The 19,254-nt window shown below is 53.1% G+C and carries 22 protein-coding genes and 2 pseudogenes; 23 read left to right on the forward strand and 1 reads right to left on the reverse strand.

The features are described 5' to 3' along the window. Nucleotides 1-2 precede the first annotated feature (2 nt). The 7 genes from HNR65_RS14715 to HNR65_RS14750 all read left to right on the forward strand — a co-directional run bounded on the left by HNR65_RS14715 (nucleotide 3) and on the right by HNR65_RS14750 (nucleotide 5,834). Nucleotides 3-506, forward strand: coding sequence for a hypothetical protein (locus HNR65_RS14715; protein ID WP_181552282.1), 504 nt, complete (start codon nucleotides 3-5; stop codon nucleotides 504-506). A gap of 112 nt (nucleotides 507-618) precedes the next feature. Further along, on the forward strand, nucleotides 619-1,182 hold the full coding sequence (locus HNR65_RS14720; protein WP_181552283.1) for a transcription termination/antitermination NusG family protein: 564 nt from the start codon (nucleotides 619-621) through the stop codon (nucleotides 1,180-1,182). Nucleotides 1,183-1,600: 418 nt separating this feature from the next. Continuing rightward, nucleotides 1,601-3,481: a polysaccharide biosynthesis protein gene (locus tag HNR65_RS14725; protein WP_232364794.1), complete on the forward strand. Its 1,881-nt coding sequence runs from the start codon at nucleotides 1,601-1,603 to the stop codon at nucleotides 3,479-3,481. Nucleotides 3,482-3,514: 33 nt separating this feature from the next. Then, nucleotides 3,515-4,318, forward strand: a complete 804-nt coding sequence (locus HNR65_RS14730; protein ID WP_181552285.1) for a Wzz/FepE/Etk N-terminal domain-containing protein — start codon at nucleotides 3,515-3,517, stop codon at nucleotides 4,316-4,318. 79 nt (nucleotides 4,319-4,397) lie between these two features. Further along, entirely contained in the window at nucleotides 4,398-4,622 is a 225-nt protein-coding gene (locus HNR65_RS14735; RefSeq protein ID WP_181552286.1) for a hypothetical protein, read from the forward strand. Nucleotides 4,623-5,178: 556 nt separating this feature from the next. Then, complete coding sequence (locus HNR65_RS14745) at nucleotides 5,179-5,397, forward strand: hypothetical protein (protein ID WP_181552287.1); 219 nt, start codon at nucleotides 5,179-5,181, stop codon at nucleotides 5,395-5,397. Beyond that, nucleotides 5,394-5,834, forward strand: coding sequence for a type II toxin-antitoxin system VapC family toxin (locus tag HNR65_RS14750; RefSeq protein WP_181552288.1), 441 nt, complete (start codon nucleotides 5,394-5,396; stop codon nucleotides 5,832-5,834). Before HNR65_RS14745 ends, HNR65_RS14750 begins: the two co-directional genes overlap by 4 nt. 139 nt (nucleotides 5,835-5,973) lie before the next feature. Here HNR65_RS14750 and HNR65_RS14755 read toward each other — a convergent pair whose 3' ends face one another. Next, nucleotides 5,974-6,633: a transposase gene (locus HNR65_RS14755; RefSeq protein WP_181552289.1), complete on the reverse strand. Its 660-nt coding sequence runs from the start codon at nucleotides 6,631-6,633 to the stop codon at nucleotides 5,974-5,976. Between the two features lie 181 nt (nucleotides 6,634-6,814). On the opposite strand from HNR65_RS14755, the gene HNR65_RS14760 reads away from it, so the two are divergent. The 16 genes and pseudogenes from HNR65_RS14760 (at nucleotide 6,815) to HNR65_RS14825 (ending at nucleotide 19,242) form a co-directional block, all read left to right on the forward strand. Further along, nucleotides 6,815-7,657, forward strand: a complete 843-nt coding sequence (locus tag HNR65_RS14760; RefSeq protein WP_181552290.1) for a hypothetical protein — start codon at nucleotides 6,815-6,817, stop codon at nucleotides 7,655-7,657. A gap of 313 nt (nucleotides 7,658-7,970) precedes the next feature. Further along, nucleotides 7,971-8,195 (forward strand): hypothetical protein, encoded by a 225-nt coding sequence (locus HNR65_RS14765; protein ID WP_181552291.1) that lies wholly within the window; start codon nucleotides 7,971-7,973, stop codon nucleotides 8,193-8,195. A 108-nt stretch (nucleotides 8,196-8,303) separates the two neighbouring features. Then, the gene (locus tag HNR65_RS18280; RefSeq protein WP_353740032.1) at nucleotides 8,304-8,564 is read left to right on the forward strand and encodes a PIN domain-containing protein; all 261 of its coding nucleotides are present in this window, start codon (nucleotides 8,304-8,306) and stop codon (nucleotides 8,562-8,564) included. Between the two features lie 390 nt (nucleotides 8,565-8,954). Further along, nucleotides 8,955-9,125 (forward strand): hypothetical protein, encoded by a 171-nt coding sequence (locus HNR65_RS14770; RefSeq protein ID WP_181552292.1) that lies wholly within the window; start codon nucleotides 8,955-8,957, stop codon nucleotides 9,123-9,125. After that, nucleotides 9,116-10,693, forward strand: a pseudogene (locus HNR65_RS18185) (flagellin N-terminal helical domain-containing protein); the annotation flags it as partial. The gene HNR65_RS14770 and the pseudogene HNR65_RS18185, both read left to right, overlap by 10 nt. Before the next feature lie 333 nt (nucleotides 10,694-11,026). Next, nucleotides 11,027-11,275, forward strand: a pseudogene (locus HNR65_RS18315) (flagellin); the annotation flags it as partial. Between the two features lie 74 nt (nucleotides 11,276-11,349). Next, nucleotides 11,350-11,730 carry a flagellar protein FlaG gene (locus HNR65_RS14780; protein ID WP_181552294.1) on the forward strand — a complete coding sequence of 127 codons (381 nt, stop codon included), beginning with the start codon at nucleotides 11,350-11,352 and terminating at the stop codon, nucleotides 11,728-11,730. Nucleotides 11,731-11,773: 43 nt separating this feature from the next. Further along, nucleotides 11,774-13,186: a flagellar filament capping protein FliD gene (fliD, locus tag HNR65_RS14785; protein ID WP_181552295.1), complete on the forward strand. Its 1,413-nt coding sequence runs from the start codon at nucleotides 11,774-11,776 to the stop codon at nucleotides 13,184-13,186. Next, nucleotides 13,186-13,641: a flagellar export chaperone FliS gene (gene fliS, locus HNR65_RS14790; RefSeq protein WP_181552296.1), complete on the forward strand. Its 456-nt coding sequence runs from the start codon at nucleotides 13,186-13,188 to the stop codon at nucleotides 13,639-13,641. Before fliD ends, fliS begins: the two co-directional genes overlap by 1 nt. A 12-nt stretch (nucleotides 13,642-13,653) precedes the next feature. Further along, complete coding sequence (locus tag HNR65_RS14795; RefSeq protein ID WP_181552297.1) at nucleotides 13,654-14,148, forward strand: hypothetical protein; 495 nt, start codon at nucleotides 13,654-13,656, stop codon at nucleotides 14,146-14,148. Between the two features lie 72 nt (nucleotides 14,149-14,220). Further along, nucleotides 14,221-14,889, forward strand: a complete 669-nt coding sequence (locus HNR65_RS14800) for a PilZ domain-containing protein (RefSeq protein ID WP_181552298.1) — start codon at nucleotides 14,221-14,223, stop codon at nucleotides 14,887-14,889. A 187-nt stretch (nucleotides 14,890-15,076) separates the two neighbouring features. Further along, nucleotides 15,077-16,114: a hypothetical protein gene (locus tag HNR65_RS14805; RefSeq protein WP_181552299.1), complete on the forward strand. Its 1,038-nt coding sequence runs from the start codon at nucleotides 15,077-15,079 to the stop codon at nucleotides 16,112-16,114. Further along, nucleotides 16,111-16,395, forward strand: a complete 285-nt coding sequence (locus HNR65_RS14810) for an EscU/YscU/HrcU family type III secretion system export apparatus switch protein (RefSeq protein ID WP_181552300.1) — start codon at nucleotides 16,111-16,113, stop codon at nucleotides 16,393-16,395. The genes HNR65_RS14805 and HNR65_RS14810 overlap by 4 nt, the downstream gene beginning before the upstream one ends. A gap of 125 nt (nucleotides 16,396-16,520) precedes the next feature. Then, entirely contained in the window at nucleotides 16,521-16,895 is a 375-nt protein-coding gene (locus tag HNR65_RS14815) for a response regulator (protein WP_181552301.1), read from the forward strand. A gap of 25 nt (nucleotides 16,896-16,920) precedes the next feature. Continuing rightward, a complete protein-coding gene (locus HNR65_RS14820) occupies nucleotides 16,921-17,379 on the forward strand; it encodes a chemotaxis protein CheX (protein ID WP_181552302.1) in 459 nt (152 codons plus the stop codon). 36 nt (nucleotides 17,380-17,415) lie between these two features. Beyond that, the gene (locus HNR65_RS14825; protein WP_181552303.1) at nucleotides 17,416-19,242 is read left to right on the forward strand and encodes a hypothetical protein; all 1,827 of its coding nucleotides are present in this window, start codon (nucleotides 17,416-17,418) and stop codon (nucleotides 19,240-19,242) included. Nucleotides 19,243-19,254 lie beyond the last annotated feature (12 nt).

Below are 19,254 nucleotides of genomic sequence, written 5' to 3' on the forward strand. Positions count from 1 at the left end.
CCATGCCGGCCCCGGCCCTTGCCCCTGCATCCCTGTTTATGCGTCTGAACCTGCCGCGCCTGCTGGCCCGTTACCGAATCCGGTGCGCGGCAGAGGGAGACTGCATGGCATATTTCATTGTCAGCCGGGCCAGCGGCAGGGAAATCTCCCGGGACCTGATGATTTCCCTGAACCGCTTTTCCCGGCGAATCGAAATCATCCGGTTTTATCCCCAGTTTTACACCCGGCCGGACACCAAATTTTTTTCCGCCGCCAGTCTTTATCTGATGATTCATCATTTTGCGCAGTTTTTCAGGATTGCCGAAGCGCATCAGGTTTTTGTCCGCACGCGGCCGGAGATCTACGCCCGGTTTTACCGATCCCTCCTGGATTTCAATTTCCATCCCGTCTTTGAGATGGCCGGCACCATCGATCTGGCTGCTGATTACGTCAGATCCGATATTGACACCTCCATGGTGGCGTCAGTGCCTTCTGCAGACCAGCACGCTGCATTCATGGTCGCCTGAACCCACGGACACCGGATCAGATATTTTTTGCAGCTGGTCTCCCGAGCCCTTGCGCATTGTGGCATCATGGTATGGAACCATGCCATTTATCTGGATAAGAAAGGTTTGTCGTATGACCCTGTCACCGGAGAAAAACCCGAGCCCGATTTTTCCGGAGAATTTGCTTGAAAATGCGGATGCGTCGCCGGCAGATTCCATTTGCTGGCGTATCGCCCATGTGAAAAGCCGCAGGGAAAAAGCCCTGGCCGGCTACCTGGCCGATCGCGGCATCGGCTATTTTCTTCCCATGGTCCGGCGCCGGCAGTCTTCGGCCAAACGGGAGCGCTACAGCCTGTTGCCATTGTTTCCGGGTTATTTGTTTTTTACGGCAGATGAGCCCGGCCGGTACACGGCCCTGCGCTCCAATCAGATCGCCCGGGTCATTGATGTTTCAGACCCGGTTACCCTGGTGCAGGAACTCCGCGGTATCCACCAGGCCCTTTGCTCGGGGCTTCCGGTTTTTCCGGCGGATTTTCTGCATCCGGGCAGGCGCGTGCGTGTCATCAAGGGCCCGTTAAAGGATGTTGAAGGCGTGGTGGTGCGCACGGACAAACACTTTCGCCTTGTGCTTTCGGTGACCAGCATCATGCAGTCGGTCTCGGTTGAGTTGGATTCGGACATGGTTGAGCCGGTTTAGGACGGCTCAAACCTTGATGACGCCGTAAAAAATTCAATATCTGCGTTACACGCAATTTCTCAGAATTTCACGTACGGATAAGTACGCTGTATTCTTTGAAATTGCGCAAGCCTTGATCTTGAATTTTCTACAGCGCCATCTGAAATCAGACTTTTTACAGGCGCATCAAACCTTGATTTTTGAATTTAAGTTGATGGCGGCACTAAAGACCCGTTTTTTTCATCCGAAAGGCAATAATTAAAGTTTGATCCCGGCTTGCCGGTCTTGATTTACCTCTGTGGCTGTGGTATTTATTACGATTGATGAAACGGTTTTGCACCCACTACTGCAAGACAAATCTGCCAACTGGACCGTGTAATTGAAAATCCGGGTTTCCAAAAACTTTTTTATCATTTTCTGCCTTGATATTTTATTGCTGATGGCCGCGCATTATGGCGCCTACCTTGTGCGTTTTGACTTCAGTGTTTCAAGCCGGGAGTTTGCGCCGTTTTTTACTCTTCTGCCCTATGTACTGCTCATAAAGATCGCCGCGTTTTATTGTTTTGATCTTTACAGCGGTATGTGGCGATATACCAGCTTAAATGATCTTTTCAACGTCATTAAGGCTTCCACTGCCGCCAGTGTTGCCCTGATCTTGTTTGTGCTGGCCAGATACCGCTTTGAAGGCTTTTCCAGGTCAGTTTTTTTGATTGATTACTGCTTTACTTTGATTGCCATTGCCGGGGTTCGCGTGGCCGCCCGGGTGATTTTTGAGCAGTCGGCGCGCCGGGCCGGGACAAAGGCGCTGTTTCAAAATCTGGTCAGGGTCTTGAGAGAAAAAAAGAGTGCGCCGCACAGAATCCTGATCATTGGTGCGGGCGACTGCGGGGAAAAAATTCTGCGCGAAATCAAGGACAATGCCTCGATTCGATACGAGGTGGTGGGTTTTCTTGATGATGATCGGGTTAAAAAGGGCAGAAAAATTCACGGGGTGCCGGTTTTGGACAAGATTTCCCGGCTTCCCAGGGTTGTTGACCGGCTGGGGGTTTCTGATGTGGTCATTGCCATTCCCTCGGCGGACGCGGCAAGAATCCGCTCCATTGTTGAGCTGTGCAAGTACTGCAGTATCAAGTTCAAAACCGTGCCGGGCATGGGCGAGCTCATCGACGGCCGGGTCACGGTCAACGCCATCCGGGATGTGGAGTTCCGGGATTTGCTCGGCAGAAAGCCTGTGGAACTGGATCAGGAACAAATCGGGGCGTTTTTAAAGGGCAAGACCGTTTTTGTCTCCGGAGCCGGCGGTTCCATCGGCAGGGGGTTGTGCCGGCAGATCTGCCGGTTTGCGCCGTCAAAGATCATTCTTTTTGAATGGGCGGAAAGCCCGTTGTATGAAATCGACCTTGAATTGCGGCGCAATTATCCCAATGTTTCCGTAATTGCCCATCTTGGCGATGTTCAGCACATCAGGGAGATAGAAAACGTATTTGACCGGTTTTCCCCGGAGATTGTTTTTCACGCCGCCGCCTACAAGCATGTCCCCATGCTCGAGGCCCATCCGTGGAAGGCTGTGGAAAACAATATCATGGGCACTGAAAACATGGTGGATGTGGCAGACCGTTATGGATGCGAAAAATTTGTTTTTGTCTCCACGGACAAGGCCGTGAACCCGGCCAATATCATGGGGGCCAGCAAGCGGGTCTCTGAGATGATCGTGCAGCACAAAAGCATGGCCGGAAATTCAGCCACCCGGTTTGTCACGGTACGATTCGGCAACGTGATCGGCAGCGCCGGCAGCGTGATTCCCTTGTTTAAAAAACAGATCAAAAACGGCGGTCCGGTCACGGTGACCCATCCGGAGGTGGTGCGCTATTTCATGCTCATCCCCGAGGCCTGCCAGTTGATTCTCCAGGCCGGGGCCATGGGCAAGGGCGGTGAGATTTTTATCCTGGAAATGGGCGCGCCGGTCAAAATCGCCGAAATGGCGAGGGATTTGATCCGGTTTTCCGGGTTTGAACCGGATGTGGACATCAAGATCGAATATGTGGGCTTAAGGCCGGGCGAAAAGCTTTACGAAGAGCTGATGACCGATCATGAAAATGTGGTGGCAACGGATCACGCCAAGATCATGGTTTTAAACTGCGCCAGTGTGGATGTGGAAATCCTGGATCCGTATTTTGCCATGTTAAAGCAGGCAGCCAGACAGAGAAACCAGTCCGCCATCCGCCAATACCTCCAATCCATTCTGCCCGAGTACAGCTGCTCCGGGCAGGCGTCCATGTTTTCGGCTGAACCAAAAAAACCCCATGAAATAACAACATAATCACCCATTTCAAACAGCATTCAGGAGCGCTGCATGGCTGGCGACGAACAAGCAAAGAACCAGAGCAATCCGCAACTTCAAGGCTATCCGCCCACTGCCGGTTATGGCCCTGCAGAAGATGAAATTGACCTGGCCGACCTGGCTGCGGTGCTGTTTCGCTGGAAATGGGTCATTATCGGATTGACCCTGATTTTTGGATGTGCTGCTTTTGGTGCCACCTCTGTGATGACCGAGAAGTACCGTGCAGAGACAATCCTTCAGATCGGTCAGGTTCCGGTGCCGGAAAGGTCTGTCAGTCAGATTAAACAAGGGACAATCAATATTGAAATGAAAACCAGGGAAGAGGCTGCTGCAGAAAAGCTGCGCGGCTTTGCCCGGCAGGTCTTTGCCAACCCGCCATTTAAAGGAAGCACCGGATTTTCTCTGCAAAACGATCTTGCTGTTTCAGCTTCCGAAGACGGCGGCGGCATTGTGGAAATCCGCCTGAAAGCGCCCCGTTCTGCAGACCCGCTTGATTTTTTGACCCGATTGAATGAAAAGCTGATCAAGGATCATGAGCAGATGATCCATATGGATCGCGCGTCGCTGAATTCCCGGATAACGGAGACAAAAAACCGGATCAAAGAACATCAGGCGAAAAAATCCAGTTTTTTAAAACGCATTGAAAGACTCAAAAAAGAGGCGTCTTTTCTGAAACAGGAGCTTGAAACCGTCAGGGAACAGCTTTCCCGGCTGGTTCAGGCCGTCCATAATGCCGGCGCAGCCGCTGCCGGAGAACCATTGGAAACGTTTTTGCTGGGCACTGAACTGCACCGACCGCCAGGATCAGATTTATGAGCGGCTGACAACACAATTTCTGGAAAAAAGGGAAGACCTTTTCCTTGAGGCCGGCCGGGCAGATTCGGCGATCCGGGAAATGCAAAATGATCTGGAAATACTAACGCTGCAGAAAGACAATGTAAATCACACCAAAGTGCTTGTGCCGCCCTTTCTTTCAAAACAACCCGTCTCCCCCAACCTGGGATTAAACGTGATCCTGGCCCTGATGGCCGGGTTTTTCATGTCCGTGTTTCTGGCCTTTCTGCTTGAGTTCTGGCAGAGAAACAAAGACAGGATCAAAAGCTTGTCCGCACACCCATAGAAAAGCGCCCGGATTCGGTGGAAATACCTGATTCTTTGGTTTCGGCCCTTGCTTTTGCGGCCTTGTGTTTCGGCCTGTCATGTTTTTCACGTTATCCAGAAAGTCCTCGTTTCCCAGTGGGCGGCCGGTTTTGTCGTGCATTTTGATGCTGTCTTTGAATTCCGGAGACACAATACTTATTTTTTTGGCTTCGGGCCAGGTTTTCGCGGCCGGACCGTCTGGCCTGACAGTTTCTCGATGGTTTCAAGGAAAAGATCGTCTCCCAGTGGACGTCTAATCCGCATCCCCGAAAAAGGCCTTCTGCCGGCGGTTGCCCCGCTGGATCACATGATGAGGGTAGCCGGGTATAACGATTCGGGATAAACGTGCCATAGTCTGACCATGCCCCTGGAAGGAATAAATTTCAAGATAATTCCGTATTATGTCCCTGGAATTCCAAATTCGTTAATTGCAAAAAGGATTGTCTCCTGTTAAATTAAATCAATATGCAAAATGTTTATATGTATTTAAAATGATGAACAAAGACAAAAGATTCAAAAGAGGAGGGGGTGTTGACATGAAAATCAAAGAGCAGACGATCAAAGCACTGGATGATTTGTCTGAAGCAGACCTCATGCTTGTAAACGAATGGATTTATCAGCTAAGAACTTCCCGTTATTCCCTCAGCCCGCAGGAGGGCTACAAGATAACTTATGAACAGCTTCATGCAGCCACACAGAAATGTAAAACAAGCCTCAGCAACGAGATTCAAAGACAGCGTGAGGATCGGCTGTGAATCTTTTTCTCGATACTTCAGTGCTGGTGAAACTGTTTCAGGCGGAAAACGGTACAAAGGCGGTTATGGACTGGGTAAGTACTGCCCGGAAAATCACACTTCTTGACCTTGCCAGACTCGAGTTTCAAAGTGCATTGCAACGGCTGCTGCGAAATCAGGAGTTAAACAAGGATGACTATAACCTGCTTCAGCAGGGCTTCCGGGAAAGATGGGATTCTTTTAACATTCAACCGCTCAACCGCAAAGTCATTGATGAAGCGGAACAGCTGCTTAAGAATTACGGCAGTCGAAATGGCCTGAGATCACTTGATGCTTTGCATGCTGCAGCATTTATATTGGTTGCGGAGAAAGACTGGTATTTTGCAGCGTCGGATAAAAATTTATGCGCAGTGGTATCTGATCTCGGATTTCAAGTCCTCAATCCTCTTGAAGAATAGAATTTTCCACTAAGATTGCCGGCTTGTTGTAAATGTCCGGACCCATTCTTACCCCCAGTCTCTGAAATCCGCAGCGCCCCCGAATAGAACCCGTAATTCCGGGGACACAATACTACCCGTAATTCCGGGGACACAATACTTATTTTTTTGGCTTCGGGCCAGGTTTTCGCGGCCGGACTTCCCGGCCCGTCAGTTTCCCGATGGTTTCAAGGAAAAGATCGTCTCCCAGTGGACGTCCTGTTTTGCTGTGCCGCTTGATGCTGTCTGCTTCCGCGGCCGGCATCCCGGAAGCCAGAAATTTTTCCCAGTTTTGGATGATGTTAAGCAGCGGGGCTGCTTTGACCAGGTCGTCATCCTGATTTGACAGATGGGCATTGGCGCTGCTCCATGGATAATCCTCCGGATATTTAACTATTCCGGCCCTTACCGGGTTTAATTCCACATACCGGGCGGTTGCGATGAGATAGTGCTGGTCCATGGCATAGGAAGCAAAACGACCCTGCCAGAGATAGCCCCGCCAGCCCTCTCGGAAATTGATGTAGCGGGTATAGCGCCGGTGCGCTTCTCCAATGGCCTTTGCCAGTCCTGATTCATCGCCTGGGACCGCAATGAGATGAACATGATTGGGCATGAGGCAATAAGCCCATATTTGTAGACCGAGTTTATCGCACCACTCCGCCATCAGGCGAATATACTGCCGGTAATCCGCATCTCTGAAAAAGGTCTTCTGGCGGCGGTTGCCCCGCTGGATCACATGATGAGGATAGCCGGGTATGACGATTCGGGATAAACGTGCCATGATTAGATCATGGCCCATGACTGGATGAAGTTCAAGAGAATTCTGTATTGTGTCCCCGTAATTGGACCAATAGAAAAGCCTGCGGATTCCGATTATCCTCTTCACTGGCTAAAGAGATGAAGAGCAGCGGCCGATAGGAGACGCAGAGACAAAATTCTATGGCATGAAAAAGGAGTCAGTGATGACGGTTTTAGAAGCGCCCCCGGAAGCCGCGGCAGAAGAAAATCCGTGTGCGGCATACAGTGAAACGTTAAAGCAGGTGTTTGCCCATATTCTGGCTGCAGATGACGCACCCCTGGCTGCCCGGCTGTTTTCCGCGGCCGCATTTGCTTTTGAGGTGGATGGGCTTAGGGGCCCAGACGGCCCGGATTTCACCGAGGACCGGCTGGCGGCGGAAATCGACCGGGTGGCCGAGCGGACCTATGAACGGCTCTGGATGGAGCAGTTTGCTGTCCAGGAGCCGGACCTTGAGCTGCCCATGTCCATGGTCCAGTCTTTTCTGCTGGGCCGGATCAAGCATTTTGCCCCTGAGTTTCGGGATCGCATAGAGGCGGCCTGGTCTGCCTGCGCGCCTGAATCCGCAGATGTTTCAGAGGGCGCGTTTCTGCAGGTGGCGCGCACAGACGGCCGGGCCCGTGTGCGCTGCCCGGAGCTGGCCGCAAAATACCGTAAGCACCGGGAGTATCTCTATGATGCGTTCGAGTCCCGGGTGGAGGCTCATTTGACCGATTTTGCCACGGGTTTTATGGCCGCGCGCAGCCCGGAAAACTATCGCAGCCTAACCTCTTTGGTCCAGGACCTGGTGCTGCACGTGATGATCCTGAAGTTTTTCCTGGCCTGCGACCCTGTGCTTTCGGATCTGCACCCGGATACAAAGCAAGCTGATGAGCGGATAAAGGATGTGATTGACCACACCCGGACGGCCCTGGCGGATCAGCAGCCGGCCATGGAGAATCTTGAAAACATGGTTTTTGATCAGGGGCTGCAGGAATTGACCCACACCGGGCTTTTGATTTTGTTTTAAGTTCCGGGAAGTTCCGGGGACACATATTGAATTCCATTGAATCCAATATTGTGGCACTGTAATTTCCCTTTTGCCGTGTGAATGATAACTTGTCTATAGATGGCGGTTCTCAATCCTATCCGCGAAACAGACGTTTCCGCAATTCTAATTCCAGATTGTGTGTCCCCGGAATTCTCGGAATTCTTTATTTATTGCCCCCACCCATTCTTTGAATTCCATATTGCGTCCCCGGAACTCCGGAATTTAAATACAGCTTGTAGTTTATGGCCTAAGAAGTTATAATTTAAAAAAATCTATTTAAAAGGAGCACAAGATGATCAAAGAAATTATCAGGCCCCAATCACAGCAATATATGATTGAAATTCCAAAAGAATATTTGAATACAGATGTTGTTGTTTCCGTAGTGCCGCTTACTGAAAATACAGCACAAAGTGATGATCGCTTGAGTATCATAAAAAGAACTGCGGGAATATTGGCAGAGAGAAAAATAGATCCCGTGAAATGGCAGAAAGAAATAAGAAGTGAATGGGAAGGGTAGGCGATGAAGCACCTTCTGGACTCCAACATTATTATTTACCATTTAAACGGGGAAAAGATAGCGTCAGATTTTCTTTCTGACAATATTAGCAAATGCGCTATTTCCTGAATTACATATGTTGAGGTTCTTTCTTTTGATTTTTCGGAGGAAGAGATATCGGAAGTCAAAGAATTGCTGGAGAATTTTGTTGTTTGTGACACGAATGCGGCCATAGGCATCCAGTGTCTTAAAAATCGAAGATGTAAAAAGATCAAAATACCGGACAATTTTATTGCGGCCACCGCTCAGATCAATGATTTAATTCTTGTAACCCGTAATGTGGAAGATTTCCGACACTTGGATATAAAAGTATTAAATATTTTTGATTGACATATCTTCAGTATTAAAGTCCTCAATCCCCTTGCGCACTAGAATTTTTCAATAAAAATGCCGGCTGGTTGCGACGATCCGGCGCCATTATTGCCCCGCAGCTTTTGAATTCCGTATTGTGTCCCCATAATTCATGTGTCCCTGTAATTCACGTGGGAGGGGTTTTTTCTCTTGACCTGGCCTTTTAATGGGTGACCCCGTGAAACGGAATTCGGTTCGTGTTTCCGGAATTTTCGCGGAATTAAAGTGCCATCAAAAAATTAAAGAAATCTCCGGTCCTGGTCGATAAGCCAGATCAGGAAACAGAAAAAAAGAGACTGAAGGCACGATCGTTTATTTCAACCTGAAACCCATGTTTGATTTATTTGTTTAAAATTCATCAAGGAGGTGATGCCCGGGAAAAAAGATTTGAAGGAGAAAGCGAGTTCAGAGATTAAAAAGCATGAAAAAGCAGCAGAGAAAACAATTTTTTTAGCGGAAGGCCTTTTTACAGGCTTCCATTTCAAACAAGGGCACGGACGCCCGAATGAAAATTTTCAAGGAGGAAACAAATGGCTTTAACAATTAATACCAATGTCGCATCCCTTAATGCCCAGAGAAACCTGAACAATTCCCAGGGCGCTTTGAACAACGCCATGCAGCGTCTGTCTTCTGGACTTCGCATCAACAGCGCAAAAGACGACGCAGCCGGTCTGGCCATCTCCGACCGCATGACCTCCCAGGTCAAGGGGCTGAACCAGGCGGCCAGAAACGCCAATGACGGCATTTCGCTTGCCCAGACCGCTGAGGGGGCGCTCCAGGAGTCCACCAACCTGCTCCAGCGCATGCGCGAGCTGGCGGTTCAGTCCGCAAATGATACCAACAGCGCAAGCGACCGGGCCTCGCTGCAGTCCGAGGTCAATCAGCTCAAGCAGGAGATCACTCGTATTGCCGAAACCACTACTTTCAACGGCAAGAACCTCCTCGATGGAACCCTGAACAGCGCTCAGTTCCAGGTAGGGGCGAATGCCAATGAAACCATCAGCTTCGGCGTCAGCTCAGCCAAAGCCGCCGATCTGGGGAATAATGCCCTTGCAACAGATAACGATGCCGGTATTGAGGCAGCTACTGCAGTGTATACCTTTACCGCAGACGGGGCTGAAATGGGCAAAGCTGTAACCGGGTCAGACAATGGGATTACCGCAGAAGATATTACGGTAACCGATTCCGCTGGCAATAGCCAATCTTACTCCATCTCGGCTAATGAAGAATCCAGCTCTGTTGCTACCGAACTTTCCAAGCTCGACGGGGTAACCGCCACGGCGACTAACTCAGTTGTATTGAGTGGTGGAAGCACAGGCTCTGCATCTAACGATCAAACTCTTACCTTTACTAATGGGAGTGGTGATAGCGTAACTCTGACCGCAGGGGTAGATATAAGTGATGCAGACGCCATGCTGGCAGATATAAACGACAATCATTCTGCAGATGCGGAAACAGCTGGTTTAACTTTTACTTCTGACGGAACCAATCTCACGGCAACCAGTGCCACCGGTGAGGATATAACTGTAGCACTTACCGACAATAGTGATGGTGACGCATCAATCGATATGATGGGTCTTGATGAAACAACTACACAGGGGTTGGCAGCCGGCAACTTGACAGGAACTGCAGGCGGCGCAGTCACCGTTGCGCTGGATCAGGGGTATGAAATCGAGTCAAGCGCTTCTGACGGATATTTTACCTCCGGCGATGCTGATACTGCTGTTGATACGGTAAAAACCGGCCAGGCCGATACCACAGGTGGCAACAATGTAGGCGCCCAGACCCTTACCATTGTTGGGCCGGATGGTTCTTCCACTGCGGATATCGATGAAGGCGCATCAGCCAAGGCTGTTGCCACTGCGGTAAACGGTGAATCAGCTGATACCGGAGTAAGTGCCGAGGCACGCACCGTGGCAACCTTGTCTGATCTGACCGAGGACGGGACTTTATCCTTCACTCTGCAGGGAGATACCACCGTTGATGCGGTAGAGATCCAGGCCACGGTAACCAAGGGCGATCTGTCTGCGCTGGCAAAAGCGATCAACGACAAGGCCGGCGCTACCGGCATCAGTGCCGAGCTCTCAGGCAGCGACAACGAAATTATCCTGACTCAGGACAGCGGCTATAATATTGCCATCGCTGATTTTAATAACACCACTGAAAACTCATCTATGAACATCAGTGGTAGCCAGGGCGGGGCAACCAAACTAGTGGATGATGGCAGCGGCAGCTATGATTCTGCCGTAGTCGGTGGCGAGGTGACTTTCAGCGCTGCTGATGACTTCAACATCACCAGCGATATTGCTGCCGATGCCACGGGCGGAACTTCACTGTTTAACGCGGATGGCAATGAGGCCAATGTCAGTGACCTGGAATCCGTAGCTGATGTTGACATTACCACAGTAGAAGGAGCAGCTTCGGCAATCTCTTCTATCGATGGCGCCATCGGCCAGATCGATACCTACCGCGGGGACATGGGCGCGGTGCAGAACCGGTTTGAGTCCACCATCGCCAACCTGCAGAATGTCTCCGAGAACCTCACGGCTGCCCGCTCCCGGATTCTGGATGCGGACATCGCCCAGGAGACCTCTGCCATGACCAAGAACAACATCCTTCAGCAGGCGGGTGTTTCCATCCTCGCCCAGGCCAACCAGGCCCCGCAGCTGGCACTTTCGCTGCTGCAGTAAGCGGGATGAGACATTAACCCTTGTACAGGGGCCGGATTCCTTCCGGCCCCTGTTTTTAAAGGAGGAAAGCTGTCATGAAGATTGAATCTTTGGCGGCGAATGTGGCAAATGCCCAGTCCATCCGGGCGGTTAACGGCTCTTCAGCGAAGCGGGTCCCGCAGCAGGAAAATTTCCAGCAGCAGGGCAGGGGGCAAAACGCAGTTTCAAATGGCGGCCGGTCTTTTGAGAATAAGGTTGCACCGGAAGAGATTCTGGACAAGATAAAGGAGATCTCTGAGGACGGCCTCTACAGTGTGCGGTTTGAGAAAAACGATGAGATCGACCAGCTGGTGGTCAAGCTCGTGGACCGCCAGACCGACGAGGTGATCCGGCAGATTCCGCCGGAGGCGATTCTGGGCGTTAAGGCCAATCTGCAGGAGTATGCCACAGGCAATATCTTCCACCAGATGAGCTGACCTTCGCACTTGTGTAAACGCAAGCAACCGGGAATTCAATAATATGTCTGCCATCAATTTCACCGGTCTGGCCTCCGGACTGGATACGGATTCCATTATCAAGAGCCTGATGGAAGCTGAAAAGCAGCCCCTGAGCCGTCTGGAGGGGGACAAGGAGTACTTTAGCCGCCGCCTGGAGGCGTATAAGGCCTTTGACCAAAAACTCGCGGCCTTAAACGCCACCGTGGATGCACTGGATTTAAACAGTGATCTGCGCGAGAGCCAGGTGAGCCTTTCGGGTGAAAATGTGGTCTCCGCCAGTGTGACCAGCGCCCCTGAGGGCTCTTATGATCTGGCGGTGGAGCAGCTCGCCCAGGTGCAGAAAAGCGTTTCGGACAGCGCCTATGCATCCAGAACAGAGCACGTCTTTGGCACGGGTGAGCTTACCCTAACGGTTGGTGACGGGGTGGTCAGTGAAGGGGCTGCGGGGACGGATCATGCCATAACGATTGATGAAAACAACAATTCGCTTTCCGGCATCCAGAATGCCATCAACAAAGGAACGCAGGAGCACGGCATATCGGCAACCATTATTGACAATGGAAACGAGGGCGGGGATCGCTACCACCTGATGCTCACGGGTGCGGATTCATCCACTGAATTCACCCTGACAAGCGGATTGAGCGGCGGCACCGAGACAATATCATTGGATCCGCCCACTCAATCCGCCCAGGATGCGATAGCCTACCTGGACGGGGTGCAGCTCAACAGCGATACCAACACCATCAAAAACGCGCTGAACGGAGTGACATTGAACCTGGAGGGTGTCAGCGCGGATGACGGTTCGGGCGGGCTTTTGTCCACCACCATGACGATTTCCACCAACACGGATTCGGTGGCGGAGAAGATGAATGCTTTTGTCGAGGCCTACAACGATACCGTATCGTTTGTTACGGGTCAGTCAAAGACAGAGGAGAGCGACTCGGGCATCCTGGCGGGCGATTCCGGCTTAAACGGCGTGAAACGCAGGCTCCAGGGGCTGCTTACCACCCAGGTGGGGGGAAATGACGCTTATTCCGCCCTGAGCCAGCTCGGCCTTTCCACGAACCGGGACGGGACAATCAGTTTTGACGCGACCGCTTTTTCCGGGGCGCTGGAATCGGATTTTGAGGAAGTCAGCCGGGTTATTGCCGGCGATGATGATGTGGGGGGGGTGTTTAAACAGTACCGGAGCTATTTGAACGCCATGACCAGCTCCAGAAACGGGTTCTATGCCACCAAGCAGGACAATATCGAGCGGACTATTGACCGCATTGACGATGATATCGTCAAAATGGAGGACCGTCTGGAAAGGCGCGAGCAGATGTATCTGGATAAGTTCACTGCGCTGGAGCAGATGGTGGCCGTGATGAATTCCCAGAGCGAATATTTAACACAGCAAATGGACAAGATGCCATCCTTAGGAGGTGGAGATTGATGAATAATCCGTATCAGAACTATTTTGCCAATCAGATTCAAACGGCATCACCCGAGCAGGTGCTTGTCATGCTCTATGACGGGGCCATCCGGTTTCTGCGCCAGGCCCGGCAGGCCCTGGAAAACGGCGACCGCGTGGGCAAGCTCAAAAAAATCAGCCGGACCGTGGCCATTTTAACCGAGCTGTCCAACAGCCTGGATTTTGAAAAAGGCGGCGAGATCGCAGAAAATTTAGACGGGCTTTACGCCTACATGGTCCGGGAGCTGACCCGGCCCAATGCAGAAGATGAATTCAAGGCTATGGAGGTGTCTGAAAATATCCTGCTGGAGCTGCGGGGCGCCTGGGCCGAGGCCATTGAAAAAAACCGGTCCAAAGAGGAGCAATCCCCGGCCGCGGCATACGGGGACAGCAGCGATGCCGAGCCTCCGCGCAAATCCATGAATGCGGCTGTATAAGGGGGGCTGTTAATGACCTTTATGCATCATAAGGCAGGCCCTGAATCGGATCGGGCGCCGGATCCGCTGCCGGATCCGGCGCCGGCGGCAGCGCTTGACCGGGAGCTCGACCAAGCCGCGGCCTGCTTTCGGGATCTGCTGGCGCAATACAGCCGGATCCGAAAGGCTGTGGCCGGCGGCGCATCCGGGGCGTGTCTGCGAGAGTGCATTTCGCAGATGCGCGGAATTGATGCCCGGGCGGCCGGGTGCGGGGAAAAAATTCTGGCTGCGGCTGAGCATGCCGGGATTTCTTTGAAAGATTACCCGGGATATGCGGCCTGGCGGGATTTGGCCGATCAGGTGCTGGCGGAAAACAGGCGCATTAAGGCCTATCTAAAGGCCGCCATGGCTGTGGCCAAAGACGAACTCGACCGGATGCGCACCGGCAAACAGGCCCTTGGCGGTTATCACAGCAAGGGCAGCGCCCGGGGGCAAAACGCAGGTGCACGGATTAACTGCGGGGCGTGAAGCGGCAATATTTGCCATTACATGCAATCTTCTGGTTTACTTTAAAGCGGTTTTCTGGTAGGGCCACGGGCTATGGATGTAAACGACTACCTGTCCAATTTTCCGGAAAAAATACCCGTGGCCGTCAATGTCCCCATCCGGGGCGGAGAGGTGCAAAAATACAGTGCCATTGCCCTGGTGACCGATCCGCCGGAGGTGGAGCTGTATTTTGATCCAAACGCCCTGCCGGATCCCGGACGCATTGACACGGAAGCCGACTGTCTGGTGTTTGTTGAAACCGGCGAGATCGTCACCCTGATATCAAGCATTGAAGAGGCGGCGGGCCGGGATTTGTTGCGCATCACGGTGCACAATGTGATCCAGCACGAGGAAAAACGCGAGTTTTTCCGCGGGCCGGCCGGGCGGCTGAGCCTGTCGTGCCGCCGCAAGGGACCCGGCGGCGGAAAGCCCTTTGCCGGAAAAGGAGTCAATATCAGCTGCGGCGGAGTGCTCATGATGGTATATCAGCAGGTGCAGAAAAAAGAAAAGCTTGCCATGGAGATCCGGGTGCCGGAGCCTGTCAGCAAAACCCTGGAAGCAGATGCCGTTGTGCTGCGCATTAACCAGGTGAGAAAGGGCTTTTTTTCTGTGGCCGTTCGGTTTACCAACATGGATTCCGAGACCTGTGACGATATCATGGCTTTCTGTTTTGCCGAACAGCGCCGCATGTTAAGAGAACAGGTCCTGACCCGGGATCTCTGAGACCCGACATTGCTTTCGGCGCTTTTCCTCCGCCACCCGTCTTCCGCCCTCTGTTCCTCAGCCCTCTGTCTTCCGCCTTCTGACCACTGACTACTGACTACCGACCCCCGACCACTGACAACTGACCACTGACAACCGCCTGCCGACATCCCCTAAACTTTCAAATCCCCCCGCCGATAAGCAGCATATGTACATCAATGCCCAACCACCTCCGATATTGAGCCTTGCGGCCCCTGCAGACATTTCCATGCACCGGGTCGGCGAGAGCCAGACATTGAAACTGGCGCCCTACCAGATCGTTCAGGCAACGGTTGCAGAAGGGGGTATGGAGCGGGTTGTGCTCAAAATCAAGGATCACCAGCTAAGTGCTGAGACAAAGGTGCCCCTGCGCACGGGCCAGAAACTCAACCTGCAGGTGATGGCCACCTCTCCCCAGACCCATCTGCGGATCATGGAGGAGGCTGAACTGCGTCACCTGTTTCGGCTGCTGCATTCATTCGGCCGCAGCATCCGGATTATGCCCATGTTAGAAAACATGGGACCTGAGGCAAAGGCCATGGTGTCTAATCTCATGAACGTGCTGGGATCGGATCCAAACACGGTGAGCGGAGGCGATATTTCCCGGCTGTGGCAGGATATGGGGTTGAACCTGGAGGCGCTGCTGGCCCAGGGCCGGAGCCAGGAGGCGTTTTCCGGGTTCAAGGCGCTTTTGCTCATGCAGGCCGCAGGCGGGCAGGGGGGCGGTGCCGGGGCAGAGGAGGCTTCTGCCATGCTTGAGCACCTGAATTTGTTTCAGCTCTGCCGGTACCGCCTGGCCCAGGACAATACGGTGTTTCTGCCCCTTCCCTTTGAATTTTTGGAACAGGGGTATCTGCTGGCCCAAAAACAGGAGCCCCGGCAGGGCGAGGATCCGGATGCGGATGATCCCGGAGAGCCGCCGGATGAAACGCCTGCATGGAAGATGAACCTGAATTTGAAATTATCGGTTCTGGGCAGTCTTGAAATTCTTTTGCTGTTTGAGGATCCGGGTCTGCGCATGCGGGTTTTGTGCGAAACCCAAAAAAGCGCCAAAACCCTTTCACAGGCCATGCCGCAGCTTGCAGACCGCCTGACCACGGTGTCTTTGCTGGGTTATTCCGTGGATACCGGGGCCAGAGATCCGGTGATGACGCTGTTGGAGCGCCTGGTGCCCGAAGGCGATCATTTCCTGGAGGCCAGGGCATGACAGCGGATTTCGGCAAACCCAGAAAGGCCGTTGCCCTGAAATACGACCGGGACCGTGACAATGCACCCGTGGTGGCCGCCGGCGGCCAGGGGCAGGTGGCGGAAAAGATCCTGGAACTGGGCCGGCAGGCCGGCATTGCCATCCAGGCGGATCCCGATTTGGTGGAGGTCCTGGCCCGGGTGCCGGTGGGAGATGAGATTCCGGTGGAGCTGTACCAGGCCGTGGCCGAGATTCTGGCGTTTGTGTATGGCCTGAATAAGACGGAGGGCGGAGGGCGGTAGTCGGTGGTCAGTGGGCGGAATAAATTTTGGCCCTGATCTTGCATGGAGTTATTGCAATTTCAATCAGGTCAAATAATTGACAGTCATTCGGGGTTTTAACCAATAGGAAAAAGAGGAGACAGCAAATGGGAAAAATAATCTTAATTGTCGATGATTCCAGCACCATGAGAAAAATCGTCAACCGGTCCCTGCGGCAGGCCGGCCTGGAGTTTGACACGGTTCTGGAAGCTGGCGACGGCCAGGAGGCCATGGATCTGCTGGCCAATGAAAAGCCGGATATCATTTTATCTGATATCAACATGCCCAACATGGATGGTATCGAGTTCTTAAAAAACAAGGCCAATGACGATTCCATCAAGGACATTCCCGTGGTCATGGTTACCACAGAGGGCGGCTCCCAGGACATGGTGGATCAGTCCATGACTCTTGGCGCATCCGGATGCGTGAAAAAACCCTTCACCCCCGACCAGGTTAACGAAGTGCTCGGTCCCCTGCTGTAACGCCAGACAAGGAGCTGTTTTTATCATGAATTTTGCTGAAAAAATCGTGGATGTCACCCAGGAAATCTTTGAGACCATGATCATGGTCGATGTCACGGCCGGTGAGCCGCTTTCCGAGCACAAATCGCGCTTTCAGTGCAGCCTTAGCGCCATGGTGGGCTTTGCGGGGTTCAAGCAGGGCAACCTGACCCTTCATGCCCCGGATGCGGTGGCCCGGGGCCTGACCCAGGATTTTCTGGGTATGGAGGTTGAAAGCATCAACGAGGACGTGGAGGATGCCATGGGCGAATTGGCCAACATGCTGGCCGGTTCCCTAAAACCGTTTATCTCTTCTGAAAACGGCAAGGTGGAGCTCTCCCTGCCGTCAGTGGTCCACGGCGAGGAATACACCCTGACCGTTGTCAACAAGGCGGACTGGGTGATTGTGCCCTTTACCGTGTCCCACGGCGATTTTCTGGTGGGCCTGGAAATCAAGAAACAATAAGCATTTCAATATGATTACGGAAAAAGCGGATTTGTAATGAGCGGGGATAATCCCATAGAACAGATGCATCCGGAGCTTCTGGAAAACAGTCTCCAGGAAGTGGGCGATCTCATCGGCGAGCCCCTGGAAACGGCCGAGCCGGTCGTGTCCCGGGGGACTTTGCAGGAGGTGTTTGCCCGGCCGAAGAAAAAGGCCGCCCTGGCCGGTTTCCGGGCCAAGGGTGAAGACGTTGACCGGGTGCATTTGTTAATGGATCTGGACGCAGCCATTGAGCTGGCCGGAAAGCTCATCATGCTGCCCACAGACGAGATCCGGGCCAGCCAGAAACAGGCAAAACTCGACGGCGAACTCGAGGATGCGTTCTCCGAGATCGCCAACATTATCACCGGTGTGATCAATTCGGTCTGGCAGGATTCGGTTTCGGCCAAAAAGCTTCATTTTGTCAAGGGTGATATTGCCGTGCTGGGTCCCAAAGACAAGGGACTGCCACTGGCAGACGAGGCCCAGAGCGTTTTTGGCGCAAAAATCATGCGCAAGGAAAAATCCCTGGGCGGGGTGCAGTTTTTTTTCCCGCACAGCCTGGTGGCCGAGCCGGAAGCGGCCCAACAGCCGGCCGAAGTTGAGCAGGAGGCCCCACAGGTTGCTGACCCGGCCCCGGCCGGAGAACAGCAGCAGCCCGGGGCCGCAGCAGAGCAAGACCAAGTCGCAGCACCGGAGCCGGAGTCCGAAGCTGCATCCGACCCCCCCGGCAGCCTCATGAGCCAGGAGGCCGTGGATGCCATGCTGCTGCAGGGCCTGGAGCCGGCAGCCGGGGAACTCGAAGCCCTGCTTGGCGATTCCGTTTCTTTTTCCGACCCGAAAACCGCGGCACGAAAAAAGGCGGACTTGCTTTCCCAGACCCGCGGCAAGCAGGTGCTCACCCGGATTCGTGTCACCGGTGACCACGAGGGTTGGGCATTCATGCTCCTGCCGCTCAAGGACGCCATCTATTTTGGCGGCCTGCTGCTGATGATGCCCATGGAATCCATCACTCAGGTGATCAAGCAGGGCAAGTTCGAAGGCGAGGTGGCAGATGCCTTTGGCGAGGTCGCCAATATCCTGGTCAGTTCTTATTCCAATCAGTTTAAGGCGGAACTGCCCTTTGCCCTCAAGCTTCAGAAGGACCAGGTGGAAACCCTGGTGCCCGGCCAGGCGGATCTGGCCGGAAATGAGCCGTTTTCTGCAGACGATTATTACCTGGTGTCCGCCGGCATCCAAATGGGGGACAAGGCCTATGGCCCGATAGAACTGCTGTTTCCTTCAAAACTGCTGGGGTTGGCTGTGCCGGGGGCATCGGCAGAGGCGGCTGCGGGAAAGGCAAAATCGGGGCAAGCCGGCACAACGGCCGCGCAGAAAAAGGCGGGTGCCGGCGTCCACGGTCAAAAAACAGGCGTGGGACAAAAACCCGACACAACCGCCGAAAATCAGCCGGCTGCAGCCAAACCGTCTGGTACAGGGGACAAATCCGCCCGGATCGTCTCGGTTATCGGCGATGATCCCGATCAGCTCAACCTCGTGGAAGAAAGCATCGCCCAGGAGGACGTGGCCCTGGCCAGACATTCCATGGACAGTGATTTCAAGCAGGAATTCAGCCGGGAAAATCCCGACTGCGTTTTTCTTTTCATCAACCGGGTCAACGACCAGGGACTGGCCAAGGCCATAAAGGTGCGTTCGGCTCTTGAAAAAAATTGCCCCTTGATCGTGGGCGGTCCCCAGTGGACCAAAAGTCTTGTTCTCAAGGCCAGAAAATACGGGGCCAGTGATATTCTGGTCACGCCCGCGGACAAGGATATGATTCGCAGCAAATACCGGAAATATCTGTAAGCAGGAAAACAC

Origin of the sequence: Desulfosalsimonas propionicica (assembly GCF_013761005.1) — a bacterium.
In the GTDB taxonomy this organism is placed as follows: domain Bacteria; phylum Desulfobacterota; class Desulfobacteria; order Desulfobacterales; family Desulfosalsimonadaceae; genus Desulfosalsimonas; species Desulfosalsimonas propionicica.

What these genes read in the sequence shown, in the direction of transcription:
- HNR65_RS14715 (WP_181552282.1), top strand. Translation starts at nt 3, where the DNA reads ATGCCGGCCCCGGCCCTTGCCCCTGCATCCCTGTTTATGCGTCTGAAC.
- HNR65_RS14720 (WP_181552283.1), top strand. Translation starts at nt 619, where the DNA reads ATGACCCTGTCACCGGAGAAAAACCCGAGCCCGATTTTTCCGGAGAAT.
- HNR65_RS14725 (WP_232364794.1), top strand. Translation starts at nt 1,601, where the DNA reads ATGGCCGCGCATTATGGCGCCTACCTTGTGCGTTTTGACTTCAGTGTT.
- HNR65_RS14730 (WP_181552285.1), top strand. Translation starts at nt 3,515, where the DNA reads ATGGCTGGCGACGAACAAGCAAAGAACCAGAGCAATCCGCAACTTCAA.
- HNR65_RS14735 (WP_181552286.1), top strand. Translation starts at nt 4,398, where the DNA reads ATGCAAAATGATCTGGAAATACTAACGCTGCAGAAAGACAATGTAAAT.
- HNR65_RS14745 (WP_181552287.1), top strand. Translation starts at nt 5,179, where the DNA reads ATGAAAATCAAAGAGCAGACGATCAAAGCACTGGATGATTTGTCTGAA.
- HNR65_RS14755 (WP_181552289.1), bottom strand. Translation starts at nt 6,633, where the DNA reads ATGGCACGTTTATCCCGAATCGTCATACCCGGCTATCCTCATCATGTG.
- HNR65_RS14760 (WP_181552290.1), top strand. Translation starts at nt 6,815, where the DNA reads ATGACGGTTTTAGAAGCGCCCCCGGAAGCCGCGGCAGAAGAAAATCCG.
- HNR65_RS14765 (WP_181552291.1), top strand. Translation starts at nt 7,971, where the DNA reads ATGATCAAAGAAATTATCAGGCCCCAATCACAGCAATATATGATTGAA.
- HNR65_RS14770 (WP_181552292.1), top strand. Translation starts at nt 8,955, where the DNA reads ATGCCCGGGAAAAAAGATTTGAAGGAGAAAGCGAGTTCAGAGATTAAA.
- HNR65_RS14780 (WP_181552294.1), top strand. Translation starts at nt 11,350, where the DNA reads ATGAAGATTGAATCTTTGGCGGCGAATGTGGCAAATGCCCAGTCCATC.
- fliD (WP_181552295.1), top strand. Translation starts at nt 11,774, where the DNA reads ATGTCTGCCATCAATTTCACCGGTCTGGCCTCCGGACTGGATACGGAT.
- fliS (WP_181552296.1), top strand. Translation starts at nt 13,186, where the DNA reads ATGAATAATCCGTATCAGAACTATTTTGCCAATCAGATTCAAACGGCA.
- HNR65_RS14795 (WP_181552297.1), top strand. Translation starts at nt 13,654, where the DNA reads ATGACCTTTATGCATCATAAGGCAGGCCCTGAATCGGATCGGGCGCCG.
- HNR65_RS14800 (WP_181552298.1), top strand. Translation starts at nt 14,221, where the DNA reads ATGGATGTAAACGACTACCTGTCCAATTTTCCGGAAAAAATACCCGTG.
- HNR65_RS14805 (WP_181552299.1), top strand. Translation starts at nt 15,077, where the DNA reads ATGTACATCAATGCCCAACCACCTCCGATATTGAGCCTTGCGGCCCCT.
- HNR65_RS14810 (WP_181552300.1), top strand. Translation starts at nt 16,111, where the DNA reads ATGACAGCGGATTTCGGCAAACCCAGAAAGGCCGTTGCCCTGAAATAC.
- HNR65_RS14815 (WP_181552301.1), top strand. Translation starts at nt 16,521, where the DNA reads ATGGGAAAAATAATCTTAATTGTCGATGATTCCAGCACCATGAGAAAA.
- HNR65_RS14820 (WP_181552302.1), top strand. Translation starts at nt 16,921, where the DNA reads ATGAATTTTGCTGAAAAAATCGTGGATGTCACCCAGGAAATCTTTGAG.
- HNR65_RS14825 (WP_181552303.1), top strand. Translation starts at nt 17,416, where the DNA reads ATGAGCGGGGATAATCCCATAGAACAGATGCATCCGGAGCTTCTGGAA.